Here is a 12377-nt window from a genome sequence, read left to right on the forward strand (position 1 = left end):
TGATAAGCTTATTGGTCCCCTCCAATTTTGCATTTGAGTAATGTGTTTCTAGTGCGTTTTTGATGTATGGTTTGTGTCTAAGGAAGGTCAAGCATAATTAAGATAAGAAAGAGAAACGATATGAAAACCACAATTTTACATTTCACCCTCAATTAAAAACGGGCTCACGCATTAATAAAGAACTGGCAACAGCTGCTGCTGGAGCTGGTTATGACGTGCGAGATATGTACCAACTGTATCCCAATTTTGACATTGATGTCAAAACGGAGCAAAAGATTCTAGAGGTAAGTGATCGCATTGTACTCCAGTTCCCAATTTATTGGTACCAAACGCCAGCCCTCATGAAACAGTGGTTTGACGTTGTTTTTGAATACGGTTGGGCCTATGGTTCGACTGGTATACTGCCTTACAAGGCAAGGAAGTCATGTTGGTAGCTAGTTTTGGAGCTGGGCAAGATGACTACACGAGAAACGGCCGCTTCCATGTAACAATTGAAGAGATTTTAAAGCCTATCACTACGATTCAGTATTTGACAGGTCTAACATTTCTGGAACCTCTTATCATAACTGGTACTTTAAACATGGATCAAGAGTTATTATCAAATAAAGTAAATAAATACCTACAAATAATATAAATAAGACATATCAACCCTCTATAAATGGAATATACCTTATTATTTTTCTGTTTCAAACAATAAAGCATCAATCAATATACTTGAATACTAGTGGATATTATTGAGTATATTTCATATTGTCCAATTAGGACAATACATAAAATTTTTCCTGCTTTTCCTCTATACTTTTCCTTAGGAGAAAGATTGATGTACCGACGTTTAAGGGATTTGAGAGAAGACAATGATTTCACTCAAAAATTCGTTGCCGAAAAACTTTCGTTTACTCAACGATATTCAGGAAAGATAAGAAGCATCTGAGTTTAACTTCAGATGCTTCTTTGGTAGGTATTACATTTATAATGAATCATGTTTAAAATGTTGCTGATATATTTTCTATTTTATGTTTAAATCTTTTTCCATTTCCATTTTTAGTTTTTTTATGAATACTTCATCACCGAAGGCTTCGGCTAGTACGGTAGCCATTTTGTAAAGTTCAGTTGCTTTATCTCTATTATTCTCATAGAAGAGATAGTATTTTGCTTCAAAAATGAGTACGGCGGGTTTGTAAGCATGTTGTAGTGTCTTATCAATAATAGTATACATTTTATCGACAATAGTTTTCATATTTCTATAATCATGATGCATCACATAGATTCCACCTATAGTTGACAATGCTCCAAGTAGCTCAACATTAACTAGCTCTTCCCCTTGTAATTCTTGATTAATTAATTTACATCGAAAACTTTCAACAATTTCTTTATCATAGTCACCAACTTGACATTGAAAGGTATAGTATTTTATTAGCAGAAGGTCATTCAAGGTGTACTCTTCTTTTTTTAATACCTGGTTCAAATAGTCTTCATATACAATCTCAACAAAATCTTCTTTCTTCTCTTCAGATATAAAATTCAAGGTTCTTTCAATGATATCAATGGTTAAAAGCTCATCCTCTGGTAGAATATCAATATAGTTGTCGTAGAGTTCCTCAATATCTTTTAGCTTTTTCTTGATACGTTCGAGGTCGCCATAGACAGGAGACTTCATGAGTTTATATTTAGCCTGATAATAATCTTCAGGAATGTCTAGTTTTGTTTCACCTAACAAATAGTTGAGGGAAACTCCTAATTTATCACTGATATACTGCAGTTTGACAATGGTTGGCAAAGAACGTCCGAGCTCAATTCTCATCAGCTGTTTGACAGTTAATTCTTCTTCAGTATCACAAACTTGCTCACGTGTTAAACCAAGTCGTTCACGTTCTTCACGAATTCTTTTTCCAATCTTGATTTTAATATCTTCTGACATACATAATTTCTTATGATTTAGATTTTTAATAATAATATAACGTAAAATTGAAATAAAGTCCAAAAGCCATAATAGAAGTAGTGTATAATAAAACCTACAGGAGTTTACAATTATGAAACAATCTCAATTTGCGAGCTCAATAGCCTACAAATTTTCCTCTCAAATATTATTTAGAATATTAAAAATGTTATAATAGGAGATGAGAAAGGGGGAGTCGATGATGAAGATTTTAGCAATCAATCCTATTTCGTTTAAAAAAAGAATGATTGAATTTCTATTCGATTATCTTTTTATTATAGCTTACTTAGCTCTTCTGTTTTTAGGTTCTATGCTTATATACATTATTTTTTTTAATGGCGTCCCAGAGTTTACAGAAATTCAGTCGCAGTGGCTTGTATTTTTCACCTCTGTTTTGCCAATCATGCTCCTTTTCACATTCTTGGATTATGCAAAAAATGGGAGTTTTGGGAAGACAAAAGCAGGACTTCAACTGGTCTACCAGAAAAAAACAGTTCAGGCTAGCTTGATCAGAAATACCATTAAATTTTTACCTTGGCAACTCGGTCATATGGGCACGATTCATGGTTTCTATAGTAATTTTGATGTATTGTCCATTATCCTCTCTATTTCGGCGACTCTCCTCGCAGTTTCCTTACTGGCAATGACGATGTTTAGAAAAGATAAGAGGCATCTAGGAGACCTGCTAGCACATACACAAGTGCAGCTAAAAGGTGATTAAAATATAGATTGTTTACTTGGTCCATAAGTAAAAATTGAAACGAAACTAAGGAAGTCATCATAATGACCTCCTTTTTCTATTGCTTCAATTACTGTATAATAGAATCTACAGGAGTTTACAATTATGAAACAATCTCAATTTGCGAGGGCGATTTGGTATGGTATTCTTGGTGCTCTCTTTTTTGCTTTTACTTTTATTTTCAACCGTAGTATGAACCTTTCAGGTGGGTCCTGGATGTGGAGTGCTAGTCTACGCTATTTGTTTAGCTTGCCTATGCTGGCTGTTTTGGCCTGGCGTAATGGTGAGCTGGCAGGTGTTTTGTCTGCCATTAAGAAAGCACCCCTGACTTGGTTGATTTGGAGTACGGTTGGTTTTGGGCTTTTCTATGGGCCACTGTCTCTAGCCTCCATTTATGGTGAGTCCTGGTTTGTGGCAGCCACTTGGCAGATTACCATTCTAGCTGGTCTGCTCTTGACACCTCTCTTTGGTCAGAGGGTACCTGGTAAGCAACTGCTTATGACATTGGTTATCCTTTTAGGTATTATTCTCATCCAGATTCCTTACTTTGGTAGTGGTCTTGGTAGCGGTGTGGTTCGTGCCAGTCTCTTGATTTTACTGGCTGCTTTTGCCTATCCTTTGGGCAATCGTAAGATGATGGTCCACTGTAAAGAGGATCAGCTTTCAACGACGCAGCGCGTGTTTGGGATGACCTTGATGAGTACGCCTTTTTGGGTGATCTTATCAGTTTTTGCTGTAACGGATTCTGGACTTCCATCAGGGGGACAGATTTTACAATCTTTAATTGTAGCTGTCTTTTCTGGAGTTGTCGCAACCTTGCTTTTCTTCGAGGCGACTAATCTGGTTAAGCATAACCATAAGCAACTGGCAGTAGTTGAGGCTACTCAGGCTGGTGAAGTTCTCTTTACCCTCTTGGGTGGTTGCCTCTTCCTCGGAGATAGTCTACCTAGCCTTTTGGGATTCCTTGGGATTGCTATTGTAACCATTGGTATTATTGGAAATAGCCTGCTAACAGGCTCAGATTAAGCATAAGTATGAGACTTTCGAATGGCAAATTCGGAAGTTTTTTATTTTTATTAAAAATATTATAGAAAAACGCGACATTTTCAGACTATAGTGCTATAATGATATTAAAAGTAAGCGTTTACCATTTTAATGTAAATCCTAGAGATATTTCCGGAAACTTTGACAGGCTTATTAATAAAGGCGAATGTATTGACTTTGAATTTTCATGAAAACTGAGTTAACATTTAATGTTGCTCTAAAGAAGGAGAAGAGTCATGAATGATACTGTTTGTAAAAATTGGTTTATGCGTAAAAGTGGGAAGACTTGGGTCTATGGCTGTGCCTTGGTAAGTTTTGCAGGTTTGGCTCTGGCTGGTCCTGTCTATGCGGATCAAGTGGAACAGGCAACTGTGAGCCCAATACCTCAAGAGGTGGTAGCTCAGACTGATCATCAAGTTGAGGTTGCTCCCAGCACGACCAAAGAAGTCCCCCAAGTGGTAGAGCCTAGCCCGTCCCTTGTTTCTGAATCTGCTAAAACAGCTCAAGAGAATCCAACTCATTCTAAACTTGACCAGCCTAAAGAGGAACAAGCACAGGCTAGTGAGGCTGAGAAAGTAACTAACCAAGCGCAAGGAGCCGATTTGAATCAGACCAGTCAAGAAACGCCAGTTGAAACCAATAGTACAAGTCCTGTTCATGTGACAGAAGAGAAAACGGATTTGCCTAATAATGAAGCAGTTACCAATCTTGAAGGAATGACCGCAGATCAAAATGGTCACTGGGAAATGAAGGTTGATGGCATTCATTCAGAAGCCAAAGACAAGGGAGACTCTTTCCTTTATTCTAAATCTGAAGGTAAAAATTTTGTTTATTCTACGGATGTGACCTTCAAGGAAGTTGGTGGTGCAGCTGCTCTCATTTTCCGTGGTAACAATGATAGCAGTAACAAAAATATGTATGGGGTCAATGTGGACTCTGGTAACCATAAGGTTAAGTTTTGGCGTTGGGTCAATAATCAAGATATTCAACTTGTAGATGAAAAAGATGTGACCCCAACTGCTGATGAAACCTATAATCTTAGAGTAGTTGCGGCTAATCAATGGCTATCTTACTATGTCAATGATGTGCTTGTCGCAAGTACAGGCGACTCTGTTCTTCAAAAAAGTGACAAGGGCCAACCTCAAGTTCTTCCAGAAGGTTATTTTGGACTTCTTAATTGGAATGCCAATGTTATTTTCAAAAACACTCGTTATGTCAATCTTGACGATGAGAGTCTTCCTTTGATTGACAAACTCGTAGTGACTTCAAAGACAGGTTCTGTTGAAAAACAAGCCCAATTCTTCTCCGAAGAACCACTTCATATTCAATATGTGGGACACAATGCTGAGACAGTAGGCTTTGACATCACTAAGCATAGTCCAAATGCTGTCATTAAGGTTGAAGATGCCAAGGGAAATGTTTACACAGATATTTCTCAATTGCCAGTGGCTGTCGGTGCCAATTACTTTACCATTGAAAGTAGTGTGACCGATTCGCTTGGCCGACCTGTGACCTTGACCTACCGCATCAATATCCACCGCAGGCAGAGTGATGATGTGTATTACAACGAACTTTATCGTGATCAGTATCATTATTCTGTTAAGGATGGCTGGGCTAATGACCCTAATGGCTTGGTCTTCTACAAGGGACGTTATCATCTCTTCTATCAATTTTACGATGACACCAAATGGGGTCCAATGCACTGGGCCCATGCGACTAGCCGAGACTTGCTTCATTGGGATGAGGAGCCGATAGCCTTCTATCCAGATGCAACAGGTCACATGTTCTCAGGCTCTGTCGTGGTTGATAGTACCAATAGCTCGGGCCTTTTCAAATCTTCGGAAGGTGGTCTGGTAGCTGTTATCACTTCAAATGGTAATGGTCAACGGATCGAAATCGCCTATAGTGAGGACGAGGGTAGAACTTGGCAAAAATATGACAAGGTGGTTGCTGACTGGTCTCAAGATCCTCTTCAAAACCAAGATTTCCGTGACCCTAAGGTCTTTCGCTGGGATAACCAATGGTTTATGGTCCTTGCTGGTGGTCCACTCCGCATTTATTCCTCACCAGATTTGAAGAACTGGCAGGTTGAAACAACCTATAAGGATTTGCATACGGAATGTCCTGACCTCTATCCAATTGTGGCCAATGATGGGGCACTCAAGTGGGTCCTCTCACGTGGTGGTCGTTCTTACAAGGTTGGAGACTTTAAACAAGTGGATGGGAAGTGGGCCTTTGTAGCTGATGAAGTTTACCAAGACCATGATGAAATCATGAATTTTGGTAAGGATTCCTATGCTGCCATGACTTACTATGTTCATGATTTTGGGACAGCTGACCATCCAAACATTCCGCAATTGACTGAAATCAACTGGATGAACACCTGGGAAGATTACTGTAATCTGGTCGCAGATACTGTTGGTCAAAAATTTAATGGTACCTTTAACCTTAACCTTGACCTTGGTTTGGTTAAATCAGGCGACCGTTACCTCTTAACACAAACACCTGTTAAGGCCTATGAAAGCCTTCGTGATACAGATAATGCCCAGTATTTTGAAAATGTCAGAGTAGCTTCTGACAATGAACTGCTTAAAGATTTCACAGGTGACACTTATGAAGTGGTTTCTCACTTTGTACCAGGAAAGGACACGACAGCAGTTGGCTTTAACCTTCGCGTTGGCGATGGTCAAGCTACAAAGGTCGTTTACGATTTAACCAAGGAAACTTTGTCTATTGACCGTAGCCAATCTGGTACTATCCTTTCAGATGCCTTTACTAAGGTTAATAGTCAACAAGTGACTCGCAATGAAGATGGTTCTATTGATTTGCATCTTTATGTGGACCGTGCGAGTGTGGAAGTCTTTGCTAAGGGTAATACAGTAGCTGGTGCTAATCAGATTTTCCCAAGCCCAAGAGCCGTTGGAGCAAGTGTCTTGGTTGAAGGTGGTCCAGCCAAAGCAAACATTGCTATCTACCCAATTAAGAGTACTTGGACTGACAAGAAGGAAGTCACTAAGGCTGTTGCCATGAACACCACAGTTGCAGGTCATTTGGCTCTTGAAGTTGGTCAAAGTAAGGACTTGCAGGTTTATCTCGCACCGGCTTCTGAAGAGCAAGATGTGACATGGACAGTAAGTGATCCAAGTTTGGTGTCCTATACTGAACATGACAATAAACTTTCTCTCAAAGCCCTTCACAAAGGTCATCTAACTGTCACAGCAACCTCTGTTGAAAACCCTTCATTGACCAAGACCTTTAATATTGACATTACGCTCAACAATTTTGCGACCAACCTTAAAGGTTTGAAGGCTGTCACTGGTGATTGGTATATTGATGACGATACCCTTTACGATAGCAATGTCAGTGCCAATGACTTCTTCATGGCCTATGAAAGTAATGGCTTCAAGCAATTTGACTATGATATCGATGTCAAATACCAACATGGTTTGGTCAACCTCTTTGTAGCTGCGGAACGTGAAGAACCAGGTCGTGCCTACTCTGTCCAATTTGCTGACAACGATACTGTTCGTCTCTTCCGTTTTGGTGGTGAAACCATCGCTGAAGCTCACTTGGATAAGGCTATCAATGATGGCCAGTACCACCACGTCAAGGTTGAAAAGGGCAAAGACACCATGACAGTCTATGTCGATGGCAAGGAAGTGCTCCATCATCAATTTGATGCCGTGGATAATTACTTCAATCAAGCCCATGTAGGTGTCGGTCTTTGGGATGGAGCAGTAGAATTCAAAAACTTCTTCGTAACTGAAAAAATGACAAACACCAGCAGTGACACTACTGACGAACCAATCAAACCTGATCCTCAGCCGGAACCTAGTCCAGAGCCAAATCCGAAAAATAAAACAGATGAACCTGAGCATCAGCCTGAGCTTGCTCCAGAGCCTGAACCAACTGGGCAAAATAATGGTCACGACAGTACAAACACAGTGCCAAATCCATCTCAGGATAATACTGGTAAGCAAGAAGAAAGTAACACTCCAGTGGAAACACCTAAGACTGTCACTCCACTAGTTGAGAACCTCCTCAAAAAATTCAACGCATTTAGTCTCTCAACCTTCCTTGCAAGTATTGCCAAAGAAACATGGCACTTTTTGACAAAATGGTTATTCAGCTAGCAAGACAAGTTATCCGTTTTGTGTTAACGAAGTGTCAGAGAAAAAACTTAGAAGCACTCATACTTCTAAGTTTTTTTGTGATTATTCTAAAAAAATCAACCAAAAATTTCTTTTGCGAGTGCTTTTCCTTTCGGAGTTGCTGCTAAGCCACCTTCAGCAGTTTCACGGAAGGCAGTTGGCATAGCTGAACCAACCTGATACATAGCATCAACGACCTGGTCGACTGGAATGGCTGATGTGATGCCTGCCAAGGCCATGTCAGCAGCTACTAGGGCAAAGCTTGCCCCCATAGCATTACGTTTGACACATGGGACCTCAACCAATCCGGCTACAGGGTCGCAAATGAGTCCCAACATATTCTTAAGCACAAAGCAGATGGCCTGGCTGGCTTGGAAAGGTGTTCCACCAGCAGCCATTGTAATAGCGGCAGCAGCCATAGCAGAGGCGGAACCGACTTCAGCTTGGCAGCCTCCCTCGGCACCAGATATCGAGGCATTATTTGCGATGACTAAGCCAAATGCACCAGCAGTAAAGAGAAAATCCAATTGTTGTGATTCGGTTAAGCCCAGTTTTTCGATAGCAGTTGTAAGAACAGCAGGTAGACAACCAGCTGATCCAGCAGTTGGTGTGGCACAAACCAAGCCCATCTTGGCGTTAGATTCATTGACTGCCATGGCATTTCTAGCAGCACCTAAGACGGCAGAATCAGCCAAGGTCTTTCCATTTTTGATATAGGCATCCAGTTTGGCAGCGTCTCCCCCGGTTAAGCCAGTTGGTGATTTCTCAGGAGACAAACCAGCCTGAACAGACTCCTTCATCACTTCAAGATTTCGAGCCATCAGAGCTAGGATTTCAGGACGTTCCCGTCCAGTTAGCTCTGTCTCTGTAGCAATCATGAGTTTGGCGATATTACCTTGGTAATCTCGGTCAGCTTGTTGAACTAATTCTTCAATAGTGTAAAACATGCAATCCCCCTCTTAGCTGAAAAAGTTGACATTATGTAGATGAGGAATTCTAGCGATTTCAGTGACGGCCTCATCACACTGGTGCGAGTCAATTTCGATAATCATAATGGCCTTTTCACCGGCGTTTTCCCGAGTAACAGTCATTTGGGCGATATTGATGCCATAACGCGACAAAATATCTGTGACAAAGGCAATCATTCCTGGAACGTCTTGGTGGACAATGATGAGAGTCGGTGTATTCATCTTGAGATTGACCGCAAAACCATTGAGTTCAGTTACTTGGATATTTCCTCCACCGATAGAAACGCCTGTGGCAGAAATGGTTTTTGTAGCATTTTTTAAGGTGATACGAGTCGTATTGGGGTGTGGCGCATTACTATCCTTGTTAATTTTCCAGTAGACCTTAATGCCTTTTTCGTATGCGATATCCAGAGCGCGTGGGATGTCAGGGTCGTCCGTTTCCATACCTAAAATACCAGCTACTAGAGCCACATCAGTCCCGTGACCTCGATAGGTTTTGGCAAAGGAATTAAAAAGTTGAAATTCTACCTCAGTCGGTGTCTCACCAAAGATGGCAGAAACAATCTTGCCAATACGAACAGCTCCTGCAGTATGACTAGAGGAAGGCCCGACCATGACAGGTCCGATGATGTCAAAAACGGATTGAAATTTTAAATTTTTCATAACACGCCTCGTTTGATTAATCTTGTATTTTCAGTATACCACGAATTAAAGAGATTCGCTGTTTAAGTAAAAATCTATAGAATCAAAAAAATAAGCTACTTTAAGCTTTCTTTAAGGTTCAATGGATATAATAGCAGTCTATTAAGTAAGCAATACTTATTTTTCATAAATCTGAGAGGGTGGCCTGCGGGTCGCCCTTTTGTGTTTCTTTGTTTATATATAGCTGGATTGTGGTAAAATAGAGCCTAAAGATTTCCAGTTAGAAAGGATATACCATGACCTACACGCATTTACTTTTCGACCTTGACCACACCCTCCTAGATTTTGACCGTGCTGAAGATTTGGCTTTGACCTACCTTCTTGAAGGGGCTGGGGTGGCTTCACGAGATCTTAAAGTTTACAAGGATCACTATATCCCCATGAATCGTTCCATGTGGGAAGATCTCAATCATGGTTTAATCACTAAGCCGGAATTGCTTCGCACTCGCTTTTCTCGTCTTTTTGAGCATTTTGGACAGGAGGTTGATGGCAGACACTTAGCTGGCCGTTACCAGCATTTCTTGAGCCAACAGGGGCAGGAGTTGCCTCAGGCCCATGCTTTCTTATCGAACGTTAAAAATCGCGGTCACAAGATTTATGCAGCAACTAATGGTGTTAGCTACATCCAACGTGGTCGTCTGCAAGCCTCAAGCATCTTGCCTTTCTTCGACGATATTTTCATTTCAGATGAAGTGGGTGCCCACAAACCGTCTACGGACTTTTTTGAAAAAATTGCGGATCAGGTGAATGACTTTCATCCCGATTCGGCCCTCATGATTGGTGATAGTCTAACTGCTGATATTCAAGGTGGTAATAATGCAGGAATTGACAGCATTTGGTTTAATCCAAAAGGTTTGGTTAATGAGACTCCAGCTGTTCCAACCTATCAAGTCAAAAACTACCAAGAAATTTTGACGATTTTGAGCAAATAGACCTCTTTTCAAATTGTATTTACCCATGACTATTAAGAGCTTTTCAGCTCTTTTTTTGCTACAATGAAAGCATGAATAATCTGATTAAACATAAGCTGGAATTGCTCCCAAACAACCCGGGGTGCTATCTCCACAAGGACAAATTCGGCAATATTATCTATGTCGGTAAGGCTAAAAATCTAAAAAATCGTGTGCGTAGCTATTTTCGTGGAAGTCATGATACTAAGACGGAGCTTTTGGTATCTGAGATTGCAGACTTTGAATTTATCGTAACCGAGTCCAATATTGAGGCCCTGCTTTTGGAAATTAATCTTATCCAAGAGAATATGCCTAAATTCAACATCCGCCTCAAGGATGACAAGTCTTATCCATTTATCAAGATTACTAAGGAGCTCTATCCAAGGCTCTTGATTACCCGCCAGGTTAAGAAGGATGGCGGTCTCTATTTTGGTCCTTACCCAGACTCTGGTGCGGCCAATGAAATCAAGAAGCTTTTGGACCGTATTTTCCCCTTTAAGAAATGTAAAAATCCGGCCAATAAGGTCTGTTTCTATTACCATATTGGCCAATGTAATGCCCACACCATCTGTCACACCACTGAGGACTATTGGCAAGGTTTGGTTGAAGATGTCAAGAATTTCCTAAACGGTCATGATGATAAAATCGTTAATCAGCTTAAGGCCAAGATGAAGGATATGTCTGACCAGATGGAGTTTGAGCGTGCTGCGGAGTATCGCGATTTGATTGAGGCGGTTTCGACGCTTAGGACCAAGCAAAGGGTTATCCGTCAAGACATGCAGGACCGTGATATCTTCGGTTACTACGTGGATAAGGGGTGGATGTGTGTTCAGGTTTTCTTTGTTCGCCAAGGGAAACTCATTCAGCGTGATGTCAATATGTTCCCTTATTATAATGATGCTGAGGAAGATTTCCTAACCTATATGGGTCAGTTTTATCTGGATAGTCGTCATCTCAAGCCTAAGGAGATTTTCATTCCAGGAGACATTGATCAAGAGTCTGTTGAGGCTCTAGTTGGAGATGAGGTCAAGGTCTTTAAACCTCAACGTGGAGAGAAGAAGCAGTTGGTTAATCTGGCGACGAAAAATGCCCGCGTCAGTTTGACCCAAAAATTTGATCTCCTCGAAAAAGACTTGGCTAAGACCCAAGGAGCTATTGAAAATCTAGGCAAACTCATGGGGATTCCGACACCGGTCCGTATCGAGTCTTTCGATAACTCTAATATCATGGGAACTAGCCCTGTCTCTGCCATGGTTGTCTTTGAAAATGGTAAACCTAATAAAAAAGAGTACCGCAAATACAAGATTAAGACTGTTGAAGGCCCTGACGATTATGCCAGTATGCGTGAGGTCATTCGTCGTCGCTATAGTCGTGTCAAACGTGATGGTCTAACGCCACCAGACCTCATTATCATGGATGGTGGTCAAGGTCAGGTCAATGTAGCCAAGGATGTGCTTCGCAAGGAACTCAATCTATCTATCCCAGTTGCAGGTCTTCAGAAAAATGACAAGCACCAAACCAATGAATTGCTTTTTGGAGATCCTTTGCGAGTCATTGATTTGCCACGTCAATCCGAGGAATTTTTCCTCCTTCACCGTATTCAGGATGAAGTACACCGCTTTGCCATCACCTTCCATCGTCAAGTCCGTAGTAAGAATAGTTTCAGTTCTAAACTTGATGGCGTGGAGGGGTTAGGACCTAAGCGCAAACAAAAACTTCTCAAACACTTCAAGTCTATGACAGCTATCCAAAAAGCCAGTGCCGAAGACATTCAAGCTCTTGGAATCCCTGAAAAAGTAGCAGAGGCTCTGTTAGATAAATTAAATGATAACAATTAAGTTAGACTTTTCAAGTAACTCAGAAAAACTTGGTAGGGTGATTGATAAT

10 protein-coding genes and 1 pseudogene are annotated in these 12377 nt (G+C 40.9%); 8 read left to right on the top strand and 3 right to left on the bottom strand.

Annotation, left to right across the window (positions count from 1 at the left end; all coding sequences use genetic code 11):
- Positions 1 to 182 precede the first annotated feature (182 nt).
- From AX662_RS11040 to AX662_RS10260, 3 genes and pseudogenes are all read left to right on the top strand, one after another.
- On the top strand, positions 183 to 434 hold the full coding sequence (locus AX662_RS11040) for an NAD(P)H-dependent oxidoreductase (protein WP_269449986.1): 252 nt from the start codon (positions 183 to 185) through the stop codon (positions 432 to 434).
- Positions 425 to 634, top strand: a complete 210-nt coding sequence (locus tag AX662_RS11045) for an NAD(P)H-dependent oxidoreductase (protein ID WP_060971538.1) — start codon at positions 425 to 427, stop codon at positions 632 to 634. Before AX662_RS11040 ends, AX662_RS11045 begins: the two co-directional genes overlap by 10 nt.
- Before the next feature lie 186 nt (positions 635 to 820).
- Positions 821 to 919, top strand: a pseudogene (locus AX662_RS10260) (helix-turn-helix domain-containing protein); the annotation flags it as partial.
- 87 nt (positions 920 to 1006) lie between these two features.
- Here the strand turns inward: AX662_RS10260 and AX662_RS02540 are convergent.
- Positions 1007 to 1918 (bottom strand): helix-turn-helix domain-containing protein, encoded by a 912-nt coding sequence (locus tag AX662_RS02540; RefSeq protein ID WP_060971539.1) that lies wholly within the window; start codon positions 1916 to 1918, stop codon positions 1007 to 1009.
- 217 nt (positions 1919 to 2135) lie between these two features.
- Here AX662_RS02540 and AX662_RS02545 point away from each other — a divergent pair, with 217 nt between their 5' ends.
- The 3 genes from AX662_RS02545 (at position 2136) to AX662_RS02555 (ending at position 7852) form a co-directional block, all read left to right on the top strand.
- A complete protein-coding gene (locus tag AX662_RS02545; protein WP_197414656.1) occupies positions 2136 to 2657 on the top strand; it encodes an RDD family protein in 522 nt (173 codons plus the stop codon).
- A 123-nt stretch (positions 2658 to 2780) separates the two neighbouring features.
- On the top strand, positions 2781 to 3701 hold the full coding sequence (locus tag AX662_RS02550) for a DMT family transporter (RefSeq protein WP_048675419.1): 921 nt from the start codon (positions 2781 to 2783) through the stop codon (positions 3699 to 3701).
- Between the two features lie 254 nt (positions 3702 to 3955).
- Positions 3956 to 7852: a GH32 C-terminal domain-containing protein gene (locus AX662_RS02555; protein WP_060971541.1), complete on the top strand. Its 3897-nt coding sequence runs from the start codon at positions 3956 to 3958 to the stop codon at positions 7850 to 7852.
- Between the two features lie 95 nt (positions 7853 to 7947).
- Here the strand turns inward: AX662_RS02555 and sdaAA are convergent, their stop codons facing one another.
- Together sdaAA and sdaAB are read right to left on the bottom strand one after the other, a co-directional pair.
- The gene (gene sdaAA / locus AX662_RS02560; protein WP_021147208.1) at positions 7948 to 8817 is read right to left on the bottom strand and encodes an L-serine ammonia-lyase, iron-sulfur-dependent, subunit alpha; all 870 of its coding nucleotides are present in this window, start codon (positions 8815 to 8817) and stop codon (positions 7948 to 7950) included.
- 12 nt (positions 8818 to 8829) lie between these two features.
- The gene (sdaAB, locus tag AX662_RS02565; protein WP_060971542.1) at positions 8830 to 9501 is read right to left on the bottom strand and encodes an L-serine ammonia-lyase, iron-sulfur-dependent subunit beta; all 672 of its coding nucleotides are present in this window, start codon (positions 9499 to 9501) and stop codon (positions 8830 to 8832) included.
- Between the two features lie 275 nt (positions 9502 to 9776).
- Here sdaAB and AX662_RS02570 point away from each other — a divergent pair, with 275 nt between their 5' ends.
- Both AX662_RS02570 and uvrC read left to right on the top strand, forming a co-directional pair.
- Complete coding sequence (locus tag AX662_RS02570; protein ID WP_048675436.1) at positions 9777 to 10472, top strand: YjjG family noncanonical pyrimidine nucleotidase; 696 nt, start codon at positions 9777 to 9779, stop codon at positions 10470 to 10472.
- A 71-nt stretch (positions 10473 to 10543) separates the two neighbouring features.
- Complete coding sequence (gene uvrC, locus AX662_RS02575; protein WP_037600702.1) at positions 10544 to 12328, top strand: excinuclease ABC subunit UvrC; 1785 nt, start codon at positions 10544 to 10546, stop codon at positions 12326 to 12328.
- Positions 12329 to 12377 lie beyond the last annotated feature (49 nt).

It is taken from the genome of Streptococcus sp. CCH5-D3, from assembly GCF_001556435.1.
Taxonomy (GTDB): domain Bacteria; phylum Bacillota; class Bacilli; order Lactobacillales; family Streptococcaceae; genus Streptococcus.

Coding starts and splice junctions, on each gene's coding strand:
- AX662_RS11045 (WP_060971538.1), top strand. CDS start 425: ATGTTGGTAGCTAGTTTTGGAGCTGGGCAAGATGACTACACGAGAAAC.
- AX662_RS02545 (WP_197414656.1), top strand. CDS start 2,136: ATGATGAAGATTTTAGCAATCAATCCTATTTCGTTTAAAAAAAGAATG.
- uvrC (WP_037600702.1), top strand. CDS start 10,544: ATGAATAATCTGATTAAACATAAGCTGGAATTGCTCCCAAACAACCCG.
- AX662_RS02540 (WP_060971539.1), bottom strand. CDS start 1,918: ATGTCAGAAGATATTAAAATCAAGATTGGAAAAAGAATTCGTGAAGAA.
- AX662_RS02550 (WP_048675419.1), top strand. CDS start 2,781: ATGAAACAATCTCAATTTGCGAGGGCGATTTGGTATGGTATTCTTGGT.
- sdaAA (WP_021147208.1), bottom strand. CDS start 8,817: ATGTTTTACACTATTGAAGAATTAGTTCAACAAGCTGACCGAGATTAC.
- AX662_RS02570 (WP_048675436.1), top strand. CDS start 9,777: ATGACCTACACGCATTTACTTTTCGACCTTGACCACACCCTCCTAGAT.
- AX662_RS02555 (WP_060971541.1), top strand. CDS start 3,956: ATGAATGATACTGTTTGTAAAAATTGGTTTATGCGTAAAAGTGGGAAG.
- sdaAB (WP_060971542.1), bottom strand. CDS start 9,501: ATGAAAAATTTAAAATTTCAATCCGTTTTTGACATCATCGGACCTGTC.